Origin of the sequence: Ideonella azotifigens (genome assembly GCF_021043325.1) — a bacterium.
GTDB classification, from domain to species: domain Bacteria; phylum Pseudomonadota; class Gammaproteobacteria; order Burkholderiales; family Burkholderiaceae_C; genus Ideonella; species Ideonella azotifigens.
Map to the genome: position 1 here is coordinate 422,313 of NZ_JAJNKD010000002.1, position 18,438 is coordinate 440,750.

At 68.1% G+C, this 18,438-nt stretch carries 15 protein-coding genes; 5 read left to right on the plus strand and 10 right to left on the minus strand.

All coding sequences use genetic code 11. The annotated features are described in order from the left end of the window. Positions 1–109 precede the first annotated feature (109 nt). A complete protein-coding gene (locus LRH25_RS06535; RefSeq protein WP_141287644.1) occupies positions 110–1,033 on the plus strand; it encodes a LysR substrate-binding domain-containing protein in 924 nt (307 codons plus the stop codon). Here LRH25_RS06535 and LRH25_RS06540 read toward each other — a convergent pair. From LRH25_RS06540 to LRH25_RS06555, 4 genes are all read right to left on the minus strand, one after another. Beyond that, positions 1,023–3,119, minus strand: coding sequence for an alpha/beta hydrolase family protein (locus LRH25_RS06540; RefSeq protein WP_231010524.1), 2,097 nt, complete (start codon positions 3,117–3,119; stop codon positions 1,023–1,025). The two genes, LRH25_RS06535 and LRH25_RS06540, sit on opposite strands and share 11 nt — an antisense overlap. Before the next feature lie 73 nt (positions 3,120–3,192). Continuing rightward, positions 3,193–5,067 carry a hypothetical protein gene (locus tag LRH25_RS06545; protein ID WP_231010525.1) on the minus strand — a complete coding sequence of 625 codons (1,875 nt, stop codon included), beginning with the start codon at positions 5,065–5,067 and terminating at the stop codon, positions 3,193–3,195. A 37-nt stretch (positions 5,068–5,104) separates the two neighbouring features. Further along, positions 5,105–6,043, minus strand: a complete 939-nt coding sequence (locus LRH25_RS06550) for an ABC transporter ATP-binding protein (protein ID WP_141285088.1) — start codon at positions 6,041–6,043, stop codon at positions 5,105–5,107. 11 nt (positions 6,044–6,054) lie between these two features. After that, positions 6,055–6,465, minus strand: a complete 411-nt coding sequence (locus LRH25_RS06555) for a GntR family transcriptional regulator (protein WP_141285090.1) — start codon at positions 6,463–6,465, stop codon at positions 6,055–6,057. Positions 6,466–6,709: 244 nt separating this feature from the next. Between LRH25_RS06555 and LRH25_RS06560 the strand changes: the two genes are divergently transcribed. From LRH25_RS06560 to LRH25_RS06570, 3 genes are all read left to right on the plus strand, one after another. After that, a complete protein-coding gene (locus LRH25_RS06560; RefSeq protein ID WP_141285129.1) occupies positions 6,710–8,182 on the plus strand; it encodes a catalase in 1,473 nt (490 codons plus the stop codon). 103 nt (positions 8,183–8,285) lie between these two features. Beyond that, a complete protein-coding gene (locus tag LRH25_RS06565) occupies positions 8,286–9,044 on the plus strand; it encodes an acyltransferase (protein ID WP_231010746.1) in 759 nt (252 codons plus the stop codon). A gap of 59 nt (positions 9,045–9,103) precedes the next feature. Then, positions 9,104–9,634 carry a Dps family protein gene (locus LRH25_RS06570; RefSeq protein ID WP_141285094.1) on the plus strand — a complete coding sequence of 177 codons (531 nt, stop codon included), beginning with the start codon at positions 9,104–9,106 and terminating at the stop codon, positions 9,632–9,634. Positions 9,635–9,672: 38 nt separating this feature from the next. Here LRH25_RS06570 and LRH25_RS06575 read toward each other — a convergent pair whose 3' ends face one another. Then, entirely contained in the window at positions 9,673–10,434 is a 762-nt protein-coding gene (locus LRH25_RS06575; RefSeq protein WP_141285096.1) for a hypothetical protein, read from the minus strand. A gap of 297 nt (positions 10,435–10,731) precedes the next feature. On the opposite strand from LRH25_RS06575, the gene LRH25_RS06580 reads away from it, so the two are divergent. Next, complete coding sequence (locus tag LRH25_RS06580) at positions 10,732–12,360, plus strand: peptide chain release factor 3 (protein ID WP_141285097.1); 1,629 nt, start codon at positions 10,732–10,734, stop codon at positions 12,358–12,360. 105 nt (positions 12,361–12,465) lie between these two features. Here the strand turns inward: LRH25_RS06580 and LRH25_RS33010 are convergent, their stop codons facing one another. Genes LRH25_RS33010 through LRH25_RS06605 form a run of 5 tightly spaced genes read right to left on the minus strand, consistent with a single transcriptional unit; the run spans position 12,466 to position 18,424 of the window. Beyond that, the gene (locus LRH25_RS33010) at positions 12,466–14,580 is read right to left on the minus strand and encodes a fused MFS/spermidine synthase (protein WP_141285099.1); all 2,115 of its coding nucleotides are present in this window, start codon (positions 14,578–14,580) and stop codon (positions 12,466–12,468) included. Beyond that, complete coding sequence (locus LRH25_RS06590) at positions 14,577–14,927, minus strand: DUF192 domain-containing protein (protein WP_141285101.1); 351 nt, start codon at positions 14,925–14,927, stop codon at positions 14,577–14,579. Before LRH25_RS06590 ends, LRH25_RS33010 begins: the two co-directional genes overlap by 4 nt. Before the next feature lie 34 nt (positions 14,928–14,961). Continuing rightward, entirely contained in the window at positions 14,962–15,825 is an 864-nt protein-coding gene (locus LRH25_RS06595) for a type II secretion system F family protein (RefSeq protein WP_141285103.1), read from the minus strand. 17 nt (positions 15,826–15,842) lie between these two features. Then, positions 15,843–16,685 carry a type II secretion system F family protein gene (locus LRH25_RS06600; RefSeq protein WP_141285105.1) on the minus strand — a complete coding sequence of 281 codons (843 nt, stop codon included), beginning with the start codon at positions 16,683–16,685 and terminating at the stop codon, positions 15,843–15,845. After that, a complete protein-coding gene (locus tag LRH25_RS06605; protein WP_141285107.1) occupies positions 16,682–18,424 on the minus strand; it encodes a TadA family conjugal transfer-associated ATPase in 1,743 nt (580 codons plus the stop codon). The genes LRH25_RS06600 and LRH25_RS06605 overlap by 4 nt, the downstream gene beginning before the upstream one ends. Positions 18,425–18,438: the final 14 nt, after the last annotated feature.

Genomic DNA, 18,438 nt, shown 5'->3' on the forward strand with positions numbered 1-18,438 from the left:
CTCTTCGGAGGCCTGCCCGCGCGCCAGCCTTGTGCCGCCGAGGCCAGCCTGGCCCGGCGGCTTTTTTGCGTGCGCGCGGCAACAGCGCATTCCTCGTCACAATCCGGGCATGACCCTGACCGAGCTGCGCTACATCGTCGCCGTTGCCCGCGAGCGCCATTTCGGCCGCGCCGCCGAGGCCTGCCATGTCTCGCAGCCCACGCTGTCGGTGGCGATCAAGAAGCTCGAAGAAGAGCTGGACGTGAAGATCTTCGAGCGCGGCAGCAGCGAGGTCAGCCTGACGCCGCTGGGCGAATCCATCGTGCGCCAGGCGCAGAGCGTGATCGAGCAGGCGCAAGGCATCCGCGAGATCGCCAAGCGCGGCAAGGACCCGCTGGCCGGCCCGCTGCGCCTGGGCATCATCTACACCATCGGGCCCTACCTGCTGCCCGAGCTGGTGCGCAACGCGATCGAGCAGACGCCGCAGATGCCGCTGATGCTGCAGGAGAACTTCACCGTCAAGCTGCTGGACATGCTGCGCACCGGCGAGCTCGATTGCGCAGTGATGGCCGAGCCCTTCCCCGACACCGGCCTGGCCGTGGCCCCGCTGTACGACGAGCCTTTTGTCGTCGCGGTGCCGGCCAACCATGCACTGGCCCAGCGCGAACACATCAGCCCCGAGGAGCTCAAGCGCGAGACCATGCTGCTGCTGGGCACCGGCCACTGCTTTCGCGACCATGTGCTGGAGGTCTGCCCGGAATACGCCCGCTTCTCCAGCGACACCGAGGGCATCAAGAAAAGCTTCGAAGGCTCATCGCTGGAAACCATCAAGCACATGGTTGCCTCGGGCATGGGCGTGACGGTGGTGCCCGGCCTGTCCGTGCCCAAGGAGCCCACCGCGCACCTGGCGTACGTGCCCTTCACCGAACCGGTGCCGACGCGCCGGGTGGTGCTGGCCTGGCGCCGCAGCTTCACGCGCTACGAGGCCATTGCCGCGCTGCGCAATGCCGTCTATGCCTGTGAACTGCCGGGCGTGACACGGCTCACGGCCTGAGCCTGGGCATCTCCGCGCCCAGCCGGGTGTTGCGCGCCAGGTAGGCCTGCAGCACCGCATCCGGCGGTGCGGGCTGCGGGCCACCCAGGCTTTGCTGCAGCTGGCGCTCCATCAGGTACAGAGCGGCCTCGCGGCCCAGCGGGTCGTCATTGCGGTGGCCGGCCTGCGGGTCGACCAGCAGCGTGACCGGCTTGTCCAGCGCCTTCAGGCGAGCCGCATAGTCGATGACACCGCTCAGGTCCACGCGCCGGTCTTCGCCGCCGGCGATCAGCAGCACGGGGCGGCGCAAGCTCGCGGCCTGCGCCAGCGGCGACTGCGCGCCGAGCCTGGCCATCGCCGCAGCGTCGCGCGGGTCCAGCTGCAGCAGCGAAAGCCAGTGCTCGAACGGCATGTAGCCGGAGACCACATCGGCCTCGGCGCTGCGGGCGATCGAACGCAATGCCCAGCTGAAATCCGGCGGCGGCACCGAGGCCACGCCGACCTTGAAGAGATCCGGCGAGAAAGTGACGCCGGCCAGCGCGGCGTAGCCGCCAAACGACGCGCCGACGATGCCGACGCGCTGCGCGTCGCCCACGCCCTGCGCCAGCAGCCAGCGCACGCCGTCGCCAATGTCCTGCAGCACGCGGCCGGTGCCGCCGTAGTCGCCGCGCGCCGCCAGCACATGGTCGCGCCCCAGGCCGGTGGAGCCGCGGTAGTTGGGCTCGAAGACGGCATAGCCGCGGTTAGCGAGGAATTGGGCGGTGGCGCTGTAGTCCGCACTGGCATGGCTCCAGGGGCCGCCGTGCACCAGCGCGAGCAAGGGCAGCTTGGCCGGTGCCACGCCGGGCGGCAGGCTGAGGAAGCCGCGCATCGTCAGGCCGTCACTGGCGCGGTAGCGGATCGGCAGGCGGTGCGCGAGCGCGGCTTCGGGCACAGCGGTGGCCGGCATGCCGCTGCGCTGGCTGATGGGCGGAAAATCCAGCACCTGCCTGAGCCGGCCGCTGGCGGGGTCGTAGCACTGCCAGCGCGGCACCTGCAAGCTGTCGCCACGTTCGCTGACCAGCCAGCGCGCGCCAGGGCCACGGCCAACCTGCACACGCAGCACGCGGCCCGGCAGGGCGCGTCGCAGCGCGGCGGCGTGGCGCTGCATCTCGGCGCCCAGCCCGCTCAGCAGCGGCGCCGTGCTGCGGTGGTCGGCGAACACCGGCTGGGCAGTCAGCGGGTCCAGCGTCAGCTCATCGATGTCGGCCTCGCCGCGAGGGTCTTGGTAGATCGGGTGCAGGCGTCCTGCCGCGTCCAGCCGCTGCAGCCCGCGCAGCGAACCTGGCAGGTCGCTGCGCAGCAGCAGGTCGCCCGCGTCGGTGGTGCGCGGCAGCAGGCCGCAGCGATGCAGTTCGGCGCAGCGCAGCGTTTCGATCAGCGCGCCGCTGCGGTCCACGCGGTGGATCACCGAGGCGTCGCCCTCGATGCGCTGCAGCCAGGCGAGCCGGCCGTCCGGCGCCAGCGCAAAGCCAACCAGGCGCTGCGCGTCCTGCCTCAGTACCTCGCGCTGGCCATGCATGTCCGCGCGCACCAGCTGCCAGCTGACAGGCTCGGTGCTGGCCTGCGCCACCAGCAGCACGGCCGCCGGCCGCGTCGGGTCCACTGCCGCCCAGCGCTGCTGCAGGCGCCCGCCCAGCGGGCTCAACAGGCCCGAGCCGGGCTGGCCCGCCATGGCCTGCGCAAAGAGCTGTGTCGGCGAGGCCAGCAGCAGCCAGCGGCCGTCCTGCGACCAGCCGAGTTCAGTCGCCTCGGTGCGCTGCAGCCAGCGCCGGGGCGCGCCGCCATCGACCGGTTGGGACCACAGCTCGCGCTGGCCGGGCACCGGTTCCCGCAGGTAGGCGATGGTGCGGCCGTCCGGCGACAGCGTGGCTTCGCTGACGGCTGGCTGCAGCAGGAAGTCGGCCCGCGCAAGCAGCGGCGCTGCGAGGCGTGCCCGTTCGGCCGCGATGGCGGTGCGCAACGCCGCATCGGTGCCTGCAGGCGCCGCTGCAAGCAGTGCGAAGCTGGCCGCGGCCAAGGCCAGAACACGGGCCAGCGCCACGCACCAGCGGCAGATCGAAAACATGAGCATCTCCCTCGGCCCCGCCGATGGCAGCCGATGCAAGCGAATCCGAAAGAGGCCTGGGCCTGGCGGGCAATCAGGCCACGAGGGCGCGCGGCGGCGCAGGCCGTGGCGTGGCCTCGGGCGCGGCATCAACGCCCTCTTCCGGCGGCACCAGCAGCCACAGGCTGACCAGCGCCGGCCAGCCGATCAGCACGCCAGCGGCCACCCACGCGGCACGGGCCGGCCAGCGCAGCGGCAGCTGCCGCACGCGCCACGCAGCGGCCAGTGCCGCCAGCAGGCTCATGGCGGCGGCCAGCAGCTTGATGTCGCGCGGCACCGGAGCGGGGTGGGTGGCGCGCAAGGCATCGGGCGGCGCCAGCAGCGCGCGGGCCCGGTCAAGCGCCTCCGACATCACCGGCGAGCTCCACCAGGCGCGGTAGCGGAAAAAGACCGGGTAGTCGAAGCCCACTGCGCGGCGTGCCACTTCCTGCACCTGGCCGGCATCGTCGGTGCGCAGCAGCACCTGGTACGGCGGCACGCCTCGCGGGTCATGCGCAAAGCGGGTGAAGCTGCAGGAGAACAGATAACCATCGACCAGCTCGATCAGCGTCAGGTCGCTCAGGTCGCCGAAGCGGCCGGGGCCGGGCAGCGGCACGCGCTGGCGCGGCTGCAGCAGGCCCTGGCCGGGGTCCCTCAGCAGCCGGCCGTCGATGATGTAGGCCGCCTTGTCGCTCAACGCGCCCAGGTGGGCGCCGAGCATCGAGACGCCCAGCAGCAGCTCGCCGGCCGGCAGCTGCAGGCGCGGTGTCACGCGGCCGGCCAGGCTGTCGTACTGGTAGAGCGTGTTGCCGCCCGCCAGCAGCTCGTCGCCCTGCGCCAGGAAAGGCTGGCGGCCGATGGGCAGCACCGGCACCGGGAAGGCGGCGTTTGCCGCGCCCACGCCCAACGTGCCCGCCGCGCGGCCATCGACCAGGCTGAGGCCTTGCAGGCGCATGCTGTCGTGGCTGAAGGTCCAGCGCACGCGGCGCTGCGTGTCGTCGAAGGCCATCGGTTTCACGTTCGTCAGTTCGCCGGTGTGCGGCAGCAGGCGCAGCTGCTGCGCAATGCCCAAGGGCTCGGACAGGGCCACCTGCTCACGCAGGCGCTGCGCATCGGGCGAGGCACTGGCGGCCAGGCCGGCGAGCAGGCGCGCGCGGTCGTCCATGCGCTCCAGCTCGTTGTGGCCGCCGGGCGCGGGCACGGCCCGGTTGTTCGGGTGCGAGCCCTGCATGATCCACAGCATCTCCACGCCAAACCACAGCAGCAGCAGCACCAGGTACACGCCCATCTGCAGCGGCAGTGCGGTCAGCAGCACGGCGCCCCAGCGACGCGGCGGCGCACCCAGGTCCGGCTGGAAGGCCAGCATCACCAGCGCCAGCAGCCACAGCAGCGCCACCATCTGCAAGGCCAGTGCGGCCAGGCCGATGGCATTCATCGCCGGCAGCCAGGCGAGGAAGACCAGGCCGGCCGCGGCATGGCGACGGTTCGCCAGCATCGCGTAAGCACCGGCGAGGTAACCGCAGCCGGCGATCTGCAGGCCAGCCAGCGCCAGCAGCAGGTGGCGCGCATCGACCACGCGCGCCGTCATGCCCGCCTGCCAGCCGGCGACGACCAGCACGGGCAGCGCCGCCGCGAAGGCCAGCAGCACGGCACCGGCGGCCAGCAGCGCGGCCGCCGTGCGCGCGGGCGCCAGCGGCCGGTGCAGCAGGTTCAGCCAGGTGCCGGGGCGGCGGTACACGCCCATCTGGTACAGGCCCAGCAGACCCCCGACCGCGCCGTAGGCGATGCCGAAGGCCAGGTGCACCAGCCAGGGTTGCTGCCCCAGGTCGACCACGCGGGTCAGGAAGCCCAGCACCAGCAGGTGCAGGCCGGCAATGCCGATCGCCCAGCCGCGAAAACGCAGCAGCTCGGCCTTGAACAGGTCCCACATGATCTGTGTCCTCGAAATGCGCTGAAGGGGGCGGCGCTCAGGCTGCGATGGGCGCAGCATGGTGCTGCGCGAGAAAGCTGTTGACGGCACGGTCCAGGCTCACCGGCATGCTTTGCACGCTGCGCGCGCCGCTGGCGCGCAGGAAGCGGCCGAAGCTGTCGTCCTGGTCCAGCACCAGGTAGTGGTGCAGGCCGTCGAGCTGCTGCTGCTCCAGCAGGCCGGGCACCTGGGCCGGGTCGGGCGCCTTGAACGGGATGTCGGCCACCCAGTGGGTGACACGGGCGCGGAAGTCGTCCGGCGCGGACATGTGCTTGAGCCGGCCGCGCTCCAGGATGATGAGGTTGTCGGCCACACGCTCGATCTCTTCCATCTGGTGCGAGCAGTAGATGACGGTGCAGGCGCCACGCCCGTCGGTGGCCGCGTTCGAATACAGCAGCGATTCGAGGAAGGCGCGTTTGGCCACCACGTCCAGGCCCAGTGTGGGTTCATCCAGCACCAGCAACTCGGGCGTCTGCGCCAGGGCGAGCGCGAGGTTGAAGCCGGCACGCTCGCCGCGCGAGAGCTGGCTCACCTTCTGAGCAGGCTGCACATGGTAGTGGCCGATCACCTCGTCGAACACCGGCTGGCGCCAGCCGGGGTACTGGTGGCGCTGCATCGCGGTGACGGCCGCCACCGCCATCCAGCCGGGCAGCGTGTGCTCCTCATTGACAAAGCCGATGCGGGCGCGGTCCTGCGGGCGCAGCCGGGCACTGTCTCGGCCGAGGATGGTGGCGCTGCCGGCGCTGGGCGGCAGGAAGCCGAGCAGCACGCGGAACAGCGTGGACTTGCCGGCGCCGTTCGCGCCGACGATGGCGTGCACGCCGCCGCGTGGAATCTGCAGGTCCAGGTGATCGAGCGCGAGCTTGCGGCCGTAGCGCTTGCACAGGCCGGCGGTGTGGATCACCGGCGCCTCAGGCGTGAACAGGCTGTCGTTCATGGCGGTGGACCTCAGGCCAGTTTCTTCGGCGCGAGCACGCGCAGCGCGTCGTCCAGCCGGGCCAGCGCATGCTGCGGCGGGTAGTCCAGCGCGGCCACTTCATGCACGAAGCGCTGGATGGCGTCGTCCAGCCGGCGCTCGCGTTCGCCGTCGCTCAGGCGCTGGCGCGGCGTGGCCACGTACAGGCCCAGGCCCTGGCGCGCGTCCAGCCAGCCTTCGGCCGTGAGTTCGGCGTAGGCCTTGGCGACGGTGTTGGGGTTGACGGTGAGCTGCTGGGCCAGGCCACGCACGCTGGGCAGCTGCGCGCCGGCGAGCAGCTCGCCAGTGGCGATCTTCAGGCGCACCGCATCGACGATTTGCTTGACGATGGGACGGGCGTCGCCGGTGGCGATCTGGATCATCAAGGGCTGGGGGCGGCTCATGTGGTCTCCAAAGACAAGGCTCGACTGTACTACTTGAATTAGTACAGTGCAAACACTTGGCTGCCGGCCACTGCCAAAAGGCCCACCCCCTGCCCCCGCTTCAGGCCATCTCCGACATGGCTCTATTGGGTTGGACGAATTCATAGCTCATTCCTAAGATCAACGCTTCCTGACCCACCTTCCGGAAGCCGCCATGAGCCAATCGTCCGATCCGAAATCCTCCCTCGCCGCCGGCTGCCCGGTGATGCATGGCACCACGCTGACGACCAGCGCTGGCGCGCCGGTGGCCGACAACCAGAACAGCCTGTCCGCCGGCCCGCGCGGCCCGCTGCTGATGCAGGACCTGCACCTGCTGGAGAAGCTGGCCCACCAGAACCGCGAGCGCATTCCCGAGCGCGTGGTGCATGCCAAGGGCTGGGGCGCGTTCGGCAGCTTTGTCGTCACGCATGACATCAGCCGCTACACGCGCGCCAAGCTGTTCGGCGCGGTCGGCAAGAAGACCGACGTGCTGACGCGCTTCTCCACCGTGGCCGGCGAGCTCGGCGCGGCCGACGCCGAGCGCGACGTGCGCGGCTTCTCGGTCAAGTTCTACACCGAAGAAGGCAACTGGGACCTGGTGGGCAACAACACGCCGGTCTTCTTCATCCGCGACCCGCTGAAGTTCCCCGACTTCATCCACACCCAGAAGCGCCACCCCCGCACCCACCTGCGCAGCAACACCGCCGCATGGGACTTCTGGAGCCTGTCGCCCGAGAGCCTGCACCAGGTCACCATCCTGATGAGCGACCGCGGCATCCCGGTGAGCCCTCGCTTCATGGACGGCTTCGGCTCGCACACCTACAGCTTCATCAGTGCCACCGGCGAGCGCCACTGGGTCAAGTTCCACTTCAAGAACCACCAGGGCCACCGCACGCTGACGAATGCCGAAGCGGCGCAGGTCATCGGCCAGAGCCGCGAGAGCTACCAGGAAGACCTGTACGGCGCGATCAGCAAGGGCGAGTTCCCGCAGTGGACGCTGTTCATCCAGGTCATGAGCGAGCAGCAGGCCGGGCAGACGAGCTACAACCCCTTCGACCTGACCAAGGTCTGGCCACATGCCGAGTTCCCGCTGATCGAGGTCGGCACGCTGACGCTGAACCGCAACCCGCAGCACTACTTCACGCAGATCGAGCAGGCCGCGTTTTCGCCCAGCAACGTGGTGCCCGGCATCGGCCACAGTCCCGACAAGGTGTTACAGGCCCGCATCTTCAGCTACGCCGACGCGCATCGCTACCGCCTGGGCACGCACTACGAAGCCCTGCCGGTCAATGCGCCCAAGTGCCCGGTGCACCACTACCACCAGGACGGCTCGATGAACTTCTTTGCCCACGACGGAGAACACGGCTCCGGCAGCGAAGATGCGTATTACGAGCCCAACTCCTTCGGCGGCGCCCAGCAGACGCCCGCCTACCGCGAGCCGCCGCTGCCGCTCAGCGGCGATGCCGACCACTACAACCACCGCGAAGGCAACGACGACTACGCCCAGCCCGGCGCGCTCTACCGGCTGTTCGACGAAGGACAGCGGCGCCGCCTGGCCGAGAACATTGCCGCGGCGATGAGCGGCGTGCCGGCCTTCATCATCGATCGCCAGCTGACCCATTTCGACCTGGCCGACCCGGAGTACGGGCTGCGTGTGCGAGGGGCGCTGCGCGAGCGGGGCATTGCTTTCGGCGCCTGAGCCTTCGCAAGCGTTGACGACGCGGGTTGCCAAACCAGCAAGCGCTCGGGTAGCCTCGGCCGTCTGGCGGCAACTTGCCGGCAACAAAGGACGGTTCATCTTGGTGGAGTACAAGCTGGCGGCGACCCCGCCCTGGGTCAAGCGCAAGGGCGAGTTCGGGGACAACTGCGTGTTGCAACTGGCGCCGGAAACCGTGGAGGCTGGAGAGAGCGGGAAATTTCAGCTGTCGCTGCTGCACAAAGGCGGCAAGCGCGCCCTGCATGGCATTCGCATCCGCCTGGCCATGCTCTCAGGCCACCTGACATTGAGCCTGGGCGGCGACCGTCACAGCATCGATTTCGGGCCTGGCGTCACCGGTCACTACGACGTGCGCATGTGGCGCACTTCCAGCCTGAACATCGGCCGGGGCACCACCTCGACCCGTACGCGCATCGTCTGCGACCATGCAGATGTGACCGTCGGCGAGGACTGCATGTTCTCGTCCGACATCCTGGTTCAGGCCGGCGACCAGCACCCGCTGATCGACCTGAAGACAGGTGACGTGATGAATGACACCCGGCGCCGCATTGCGCTGGGCGACCACGTCTGGATCGGCCGCGCAGCGATCCTGATGGCCGATGTGCAGATCGGTCGAGGCGCCATCGTCGGCACAGGTGCCGTGGTGACCAATGACGTGCCGGCCACCTCGGTGGCCGCAGGCGTGCCGGCCCGCGTGCTGCGCACCGACACGACCTGGAGCCGTCAGTTCGGCAGCTTCGACACGCATGCCCAGGCGCTGCTCCAGGAGCGCGGCCTGGTTCAACCCGACACTGATGACGCGCCAGACAGCAATCTGACCGAAGACGAATCCGCCGATGATTGACCTGCGTCACAGCTGGACGCACCGGTCACCTTCCATCCCCTGCCAAACAAGGAGTTCCCATGGCCAAGACAAAGACCAAGACCAGCACTGACGTGCTCGCCACCAACACCAGCGCGCCGCCGATCAACATCGGCATCAGCGACAAGGACCGCGCCGCGATTGCCGGCGGCCTGGGCAAGCTGCTGGCAGACACCTACACGCTCTACCTGACCACGCACAACTTCCACTGGAACGTGACCGGGCCCATGTTCAACACGCTGCACACCATGTTCATGACGCAGTACACAGAGCTGTGGAATGCGGTCGACCCGGTCGCCGAGCGCATGCGCTCGCTGGGCCACGCCGCCCCCGGCAGCTACGCCCAGTTCAGCGAGCTCAGCTCCATCCCGGACGTGCCGACCACGCCGCCCAAGGCGCTGGAAATGGTGCGCATCCTGGTCCAGGGCCACGAAGCCGTGGCCCGCACCGCCCGCAGCATCTTCCCGTTGGCCGACAAGGCCGGCGACGAACCCACCGCCGACCTGCTGACCCAGCGCCTGACGGTGCATGAGCAATCCGCCTGGATGCTGCGCTCGTTGCTGGAAGAGTGAATCAGCCGCCCGCGTGCCAATCGCGGGCTTTTTTCCGATCAACGCGCAGGTTTGCAGAACCAGCGCGCCTCACCCTCGGCAAACGCGAAGCTGGCCACGCCGCCCCCGCCTTCGCCAAATGCGCGTTCGATGTGCAGGTTGGCGCCGTCGGCCCACTCGATGTCGCCATTGAGCGTGCCATCGGCAAAGCGGCTGCCGATGCCGGCTTCCGCCAACTTCGCGCCTCCCTTGAGCGCCAGCGCCTTGCCGTTGAGGGTCACGGTGCTGGCACTCACCGAGTAGCTGGCCTGCCGGGACTCACCTCCCTCCCGTTTGCCGCCGCGCTTGCGCCCGAGGTTCTTGCAGTCACCCGTGATGGTCTGGCCGCCGGTGTCGTACACCGCCGCCAGGAAGTCGATCAGCGGCTCGGTCGCGCTCAGCAGGCGGGAGCCGCGCATGTCGGCGTCGGCGCACATCTGGCCCTCCGACACGTTCCCGCCGTCCTCGGTCCGGCCAATGTCCACAAAGGTCTCGCCACCTGGCTTGTCGTTGGTCATGCCCACCCGGCGACCGCCAACAGAGAGCTCGTAGCCAAAGCCAGCTGATGCAAAGTGGCGGCTCAGCGCGAACTGCGCCGCCGGATCGAACATGGAAAGGCTGAGCGAACCGATCGAGATCACGCCGGCGGGCGAGACCGTCACGCTGCCGGGACGATTGCCCTTGCCCTGCCGATCAGGAATCTCGCCGCAAGCCTTGGCGTTGTAATGGCCCGCCAGCAGGCTGGCGAAACCGCGCTGCAAGGCCGGAACGTCATTGATCAAGGGCCCGGCTTGGGCCGGCGCAGCAATTGCGGCGAAAATCAATGCACAAGCGCCGCCAAGCGTGGCGCACGAGAAGCCCTGGTTCTTCATTTCTGCTCAATCCTCCAATGTGACGGATCCCTTTGAACGCGCGGGCTGGCCGGTCGACGACCGATAATCCCCCAGTCCACACACGTCGTTGCAACAGCGTTCGCCGTGAGGCGGGCCTGTTGCATCCCATTGCGCCGGTGGCAGCCAGCTGCTTGCTCACCGGCACCAGGGCCCTGGGGGCCCACTGACGGCCGAGGGCCGCATCCTATGACCTCTGAACTCGCCCAACAGGTGCGGCAACGCCGCACCTTCGCCATCATTTCCCACCCTGACGCGGGCAAGACCACGCTGACGGAAAAGCTGCTGCTGTTCTCCGGCGCAATCCAGATCGCCGGCTCGGTGAAGGCCCGCAAGGCCTCGCGCCATGCCACGTCCGACTGGATGGAGATCGAAAAGCAGCGCGGCATCTCGGTGGCCTCCTCGGTCATGCAGATGGAATACCGCGACTGCACCATCAACCTGCTGGACACCCCCGGCCACCAGGATTTCTCGGAAGACACCTACCGGGTGCTGACTGCCGTGGACGCGGCGCTGATGGTGATCGACGCGGCCAACGGCGTCGAGCCGCAGACCCGCCGCCTGCTGCAGGTCTGCCGGGCCCGCAACACGCCCATCCTGACCTTCGTCAACAAGATGGACCGCGAGGTGCAGGACCCGCTGGCGCTGATGGACGAGATCGAGCGCGAGCTGGGCATGACGGTCGTGCCCTTCACCTGGCCGGTCGGCATGGGCAAGTTCTTCCACGGCGTGATGGACCTGCGCAAGCAGCAGATGCGCGTCTTCAGCCCCGGCGAAGACCGCGTGGCCGGCACCGAGGAAGTGCTGGAAGGGCTGGACAACCCGGCCTACGCCGATCGCTTTGGCATGCAGTACGAGCAGGCCCAGGGCGAGATCGAGCTGGTGCGCGAAGCGGCGCCCGAGTTCGTGCTGGAAGACTTCCTGGCTGGCAAGCAGACGCCGATGTTCTTCGGCTCGGCCGTCAACAACTTCGGCGTGCAGGAGGTGCTGGACGCGCTGGTCGGCCTGGCCCCGTCGCCCGGCCCGCGCCCGGCGATCCAGCGCACGGTGCACCCGGAAGAGCCCAAGTTCACCGGCGTGGTCTTCAAGATCCAGGCCAACATGGACCCGTCCCACCGCGACCGCATCGCCTTCCTGCGCGTGGCCTCCGGCCGCTTCGAGCGCGGCATGCGGCTCAAAGTGGTGCGCTCGGGCAAGGAACTGCGGCCCAACACTGTGGTCACCTTCATGAGCCAGAAGCGCGAGCTGCTGGACGAGGCCTTTGCAGGCGACATCATCGGCATTCCGAACCACGGCGTGCTGCAGCTCGGCGACACGCTGACCGAAGGCGAAAGCCTGCAGTTCACCGGCCTGCCTTTCTTCGCACCCGAGCTGTTCCGCTCGGTCGAAGTGGCCGACCCGCTGAAGACCAAGCAACTGCGCGCCGGCCTGACACAGCTCGGTGAAGAAGGGGCGATCCAGGTCTTCCGCCCCATGCTCGGCTCGGTGCTGCTGCTGGGGGCCGTGGGCCAGCTGCAGTTCGAAGTCGTGGCGCACAGGCTGGAACACGAATACGGCGTCAAGGCCCGCATCATGCCGGCGCGCTACAACGTGGCCCGCTGGATCACCTGCGAAGAAGCCGACGGCGGCGAGAAGGAACTCAAGCGCTTCGTCGACGGCAACAGCCACCGCTTGGCGCTGGACGCGGTCGACGCGCCGACGCTGCTGCTCGAATACGCTGGCGAGCTGCGCGCCATCCAGGAGAACTGGCCGAAGATCAAGTTCCACGCGCTGCGCGAACATGCCGGGCTGGTGTTTCAGCAGCGCATGGGGGATTGAGGCAAGAGAGGGGCCGCGCCCATCTCAATCGCAGCCGGATAGCCAGCCAAGCCGAGCCATCGGGCTTCAAGGACACGCGCACACGGCACAAGGGCGGCGTGGCGTTCAGTGCAGCGCCTCGAACAAGTTGTTGTGGCCGTCGGTCCAGGGCGCCAAATTGCCAACCGATGCCAGCGGCAGCTTGCGCGCCAGCAAGGCCGGCTGGCTGACGAAGGCCTGGTCCTGGGTCACCAGCACCCAGTAGGAGGGTGTTTCCGGCTGGCTGGGCCGGCTCTTCAGCTGCACCGCTTGCATCCCCGCATCGACTGCCAGCCGCAACACCACCGGCGCCAGGTCCAGGTACAGATTGGAGACATGGAAGGCGATGATCCCGCCGGGGCGAAGGTGCTGGCGGTAGATCGCCAGCGCCTCGCGGGTGAGCAGGTGCACCGGGATCGAGTCCCCGGAAAAGGCATCGACCACCAGCACATCGAAGTCGCCGCGCCGGCCTTCGGCCAGTTCCGCTTCCAGCATCAGACGTGCATCGCCCAGCACCACGCTGTGGTGCGCCGGTGAATTCTTCAGGTAGGTGAAATCACGTTCGGCGATCTGCTGGCTGTGGGGGTTCAGCTCGTAGAAGCGGAAATCGTCGCCAGACTGCCCCCAGGCGGCCATCGTGCCGACCCCCAGGCCGATCACCCCCACATGGCGGCCCACACGACCAGCGGTGTAGCGCATCACCTCGGCCACGCCGCTGCTTGTGCCGTAGTAGGTGGTCGGCGTGCGCTGGCCATGTTCCGAGCGCAGCTGGGTGCCGTGAAGGATGGTGCCGTTGAACAATGCCCGTTTCGCCTCGCCCTGGCCCCCGCGGCTCTCAACCACTTGCGAAGCCGCATAGAAGTTGCGCTGCTGGGACACGACGCCCATCGCATGCTGGCGGTGGAAGACCCACGCCATGGACGCGGTCAGCAGGGCGCTCGCCACGGCCAGCGCCAGCACCACCCATGCGGCCTTGTTGGCGGTGAGGTAGCGTCGCAGCAGCCACAGCATCAACACCGACATGGCCGCCAGCATCAGTGGCAGCTCGTAGTAGTTGTCCAGCACCGCAGGCGCCAGCGCACCCACCGCCAGGCCACCCAGCGCCCCACCCAGGCTCAGGCAGAGGTAGAAGCGCGTCAGGTATTGCGGGCCCGGCTTGCGCAGGCTGAGCTCGCCGTGGCAGAACATGCAGCAGACAAAAAACCCCACCGCATACAAAGGCACGGCCCAGCCGATGGCCACCAGCCGCGGTGGCAGGTTGGTGCACCACGCCATCGCGGCGAGCAACAGGATCAGCGGCGCAGTGAACCAGGCACGCCGGTACCCGCCACGGCCCTCGAAGCACAGGATGAAGCTCAACAGATAGAGCGACAACGGCAGCAGCCAGAGGAAGGGCACCGGCGCGATGTTCTGGGTGATGTGGCTGGTGATGGCCAGCAGCAGCATCGAGCCCATCATGGAAAGCAGCAGCCACAGCCCGAAGTCGGCCCAAGTTGGCGCCAGGTTCGAGGCCGTCGACCAACCACTGCCGGCCATTTCGCTTGCCGCTGCGGCCTGGCCTTTCGGCCGCCCCGCAGCCCAGGCGCTGGTGGCACACAGCAGCGCAAACAGGCAGAAGACCAGGCTCCAGCCCTGCGCTTGCTGCAGGCTGCCGGTGAACGGCTCGATCACGAATGGATAGGCCAGCAACGCTGCCAGCGAGGCCAGGTTGGACAGCGCAAACAGGCGGTAGACCCGTTGCCGCGGAAACAGGCGGCTGTACCAGGCCTGCAGCAGCGGGCCGGTTGTGGACAGGCAGAAATAAGGCAGGCCCACGGTGGCCAGCAGCACCCACAGCACCTGTCCGATCGGCGCCTTGTGGGGGTCCGGCTTCAGCGCGGTCTCGGGCACGATGGGCAGCAGCACCACGGCCAGCACCAGCAGGCCCACGTGCACCCAGGCGTGGGTGCGCGGGCGCAACCAGCGGGTGGCCAGGTCCGAATAGAGGTAGCCGGCCAGCAGCAGCAGCTGGAAGAACATCAGCGCCGTGGTCCAGACGGCAGCGCTGCCGCCAAACCATGGCGTGATCTGCTTGGCAATGATGGGCTGGACCAGGAACAGCAGGAAGGCCGACAGGAAGATGCAGGTAATGAACAGCGCCTGCACCGGCAGCGCAGCATGCCGGCTCACCAGTGCGGGCCAGCGCTGGCTGAGGGTGTTCACGCCATCAGGTCCAGCGACATGCCGGGCTTCAGCCCCAGTCGTCTCGCCAGGCCGGCGCGCAGTTCCAGCGTGGAGGCAGCGCCGCCACAGCGCGCGAAGCGCCAGGGCTTGAGCTTCGGCACGATCTTCAGCACCACGCCATCGGCTCGCAGGAACAGCACGTCGATCGGATAGCGCATGCCAAAGGTGTGCACGCCATTGCAGGGCTGCAGCCACAGACCGCAAGGATGTTGCAGTTCCTTGGTGGCCAGCAGGCCGACGGCGCGCCGCCACCAGGTGTTGGCATTGCGGATCACGCGCTGGGTGGGCACGCCGTCGATGTTGAGGGTCAGCAGGGCAGCGGACATGGCAGGAGAACTGGGTGAGAAGCAGGCGCGAGGGTCACAAGCCCGAGGCCATGAACTTGATCGCGATCGGAAACCCGATCACCGCGAAGGTGCAGGGGAAGATGAACATGATCAGCGGGCCCAACATCTTCACCGGCGCTTCCATCGCCAGCTTCTCGGCGCGCTGGAAACGCTCGGTCCGGCGCTGGTCGCTCTGCGCGCGCAGGATGGGGCCAAGGCTGGAGCCCATCAGCTCGCCCTGCACCAGGGCGCTGACCAGGCTGGAGATGGGCGCGTAGCTCATCCGGTCGGCCAGGTCGCGCAAGGCTTCGAGACGCGGCTTGCCGGCCCGCACATCGCGCAGCACGCGGTTGATCTCGACCATCAGCGGCCCGGGCTTGCATTTGTCCACAGCCTTCTGCAGCGCGCCCGTGAGGTTCAGACCCGACTCGATGGACAGCGTGACGATGTCCAGGAAAAACGGCATTGCCTTCAGGATGGCCAGATTGCGCTTCTTGGTGTGGTCGCTCAGCCAGATGCTGGGGTAGGCGTATCCGAACAGCCCACCCAGCACGCCGCCCAGCAGCAAGGTGCCGTCGCCAGCCAGCGCCATGCCGGCCACCGCGCCCACCAGAAGGCCGACGATCTTGCCACCGAAGAACTGCTGTGGCGTCAACGCGTATTCCTGGCCGGCCTTGCGCAGCTTGGCCAGCAGTGCCGCCTCGCGCTCGCCGCGCAGCAAGAAGCCGAAGGTGTTGGCGAAGATGTTGACAGCCGGCCACAGGTACCTGAATCCTTTGGGCGGGCGATCGCGGTAGACGGTCTCCGCGCCGCCCAGTTCGGCCACGAGCCGCCACACGGCATAGGCCGCCACGGCAAACGCCGTGCCGGCGAGCAGGGAAACAAGAATCGGGTCCATGGCTGCAGCCTTCCGCGCTAGACGTCGATGGTGACGATCTTCTTGATGAAGAAGCCGCCCAGCATCAGCATGACAAACACACCGGCCATCACCGCCCAGCCGTACCAGGTCACGAACAGCGGCATCATCGAGGCCGGGTCCATCACGTAGAGGATGCCCGCCAGGAAGATGGGCAGCATGGCCACGATCAATCCCTGCATCTTGCCCTGCGAGGTGAGCGCCTTGATCTTGCCTTCCATCACCGCCTTGGCACGCAAGGTGGTCGCCAGCCGGTCGAGGATCTCCGACAGGTTGCCGCCCACTTCCTTCGCGATGGTCATGGCCGAGACGAAGAGGTCGATGTCCTCGATGTTCAGGCGCTGGGCCATGCCGCGCAAGGAGTCTTCCAGCGCCAGGCCCAGGCGCTGCTCGCGCAGCAGCATCGAGAACTCCTGCGAGATCGGTGCCGGACACTCCTGGACCACCATGTCCAGCGACTGCTGCAGGCTGGCACCGGCGCGCAGCGAGCCCGCCATCATCGTCAGCGAATCGGGCAGCTGCAGCACCAGCTTGGCCAACCGCCGCTTGCGCATCACGACCCACGCCAGGCGCGGGAAGACCGCACCCACCACAGCGGCCACCACTGCGAAGAACAGCGTGCCGGTGATCAGCCAGACGAACAACGGCAGCAGCACGAAGATCGCGACGTTGACATGGAACAGCGCGCGCGGATCGACGAACAGGAACATGTCGTCCAGCGAGACACGTGCGTTCTCGGTGAACTGCTCACGCCAACCCTGGTACGCATTGCGCAGCACCCAGAAAGTGGCGATGACGGCGCCCAGCACCATCAGGCCGATCAGCGTGAGGTCCAGCGTCATGCGCGGCGCCCCCCTCGGTCATCGTCTGCCGGCGGCAGACCGTCGCGGAAGATGTCCAGGTCCAGTGGAATGCCAATGCGGGCCAGCTCGTCGTAGAACTCCGGCACGAAGCCGCGGCCGACAAAGTGGCCCTGGGTCTTGCCCGCGGCGTTGATGCCGGTCTGCTCGAATGCGAAGACCTCCTGCAGCTGGATCTTGCCGCTCTCCACGCCGGTCACTTCGACGATGCTGGTGACCTTGCGGGTGCCGCAGGCAAAGCGGGTCTGCTGCACGATGATGTCGATGGCCGAGGCCACCTGCTCGCGGATCGCGCTGACCGGCAAGTCCATGCCGGCCATCAGCACCATGACCTCCAGGCGGGCCAGCATGTCGCGTGGACTGTTGGCGTGGGCCGTCGTCAGTGAGCCATCGTGGCCAGTGTTCATCGCCTGCAGCATGTCCAGCGCTTCGCCGCCACGACATTCGCCGACGACGACCCGGTCCGGCCGCATCCGCAGCGAGTTCTTCACCAGCTCGCGAATCGAGATCTGGCCCTTGCCTTCGATGTTGGCCGGACGCGCTTCCAGCGTGACGATGTTGGAGTGATGAAGTTGCAGTTCGGCCGCGTCCTCTATGGTCACGATGCGTTCATCGTTGGGGATGAAGTTGGACATGATGTTCAGCAGCGTGGTCTTGCCGGAGCCGGTGCCGCCCGAGATCAGCATGTTCTTGCGCTTCTCCACGCAAACCCGCAGGAACTCGATCATGGCCGGGCTGGCCGAACCGAACTTCAGCAGGTCGTCCGCACCCAGCTTGCGCTTGGAGAACTTCCGGATCGTCAGCGACGGTCCCTTCAACGCCAGCGGCGGAATCACCGCATTGACCCGCGAGCCATCCTTCAGCCGCGCATCCACCATCGGCGAGCTTTCGTCGATGCGCCGGCCGATCGGCGCGACGATGCGCTCGATGATGCCCTGCACCGCCCGGTCGCTGGTGAACGCCACTGGCCAGCGCTGCAGCTGGCCCGCCCGTTCGACGAACACCTCGTCCGCCCGGTTGACCATGATTTCCGTGATGCTCGGGTCGGCCAGCATGGGCTCCAGCGGTCCGAGGCCGATGGCCTCATCGCGCACCTCCTCGAGCAGTTGCACCCTGTCGATGTGCGGCGGCAGGTCGTTGGACATGCGCGCGATCAGGTCGCGGATCAGCTTCTCGGTCAGCTCGCGCAGGTCATCGTCAGCCATGCGGTGCGTGTCGGTGCGGCGCACGTCAAAGGCTTCGAGCAGACGGTCGTGCAACAGGCGGCGGAAGCGATAGTGCTCCTCGCTGGCAGGCAGCGGGATGGGCGGCCCGGCGGGCGCTTCGGGCACCGCTGCCGCCGGCTTGGGCGCTGCTGGCGCTTTTGCCACGCCAGCGGCAACCCGCGGGGCTGCAGGCTGGACCGCGTCGGCCGACAAGTCCTCGCCGCCCGGCCGGTGCCACATGACCTTGAGCGAGTGAGAACCGATGCGGATCTCGTCGCTGTCGCCGACCGGGTGGGCCTGCTCGAGCTTGCGGTCGTTGACCTGGGTGCCGAAGGTCGAGTCCAGGTCGCGCACGTAGACCCGGTCGTTGGACACGAAGACCTCGGCATGCCGGCGACTGACGCGCCAGCCCGGCAGCGTGACCTCGCAGTCCAGGTCCTTGCCAATCACGCAGCGGGGCGCATGGATGCGCAGCGGTGCCGGATCGGACGCGCCGGCGATTTCAATGGTGAGCATCAGGACATCTCTCG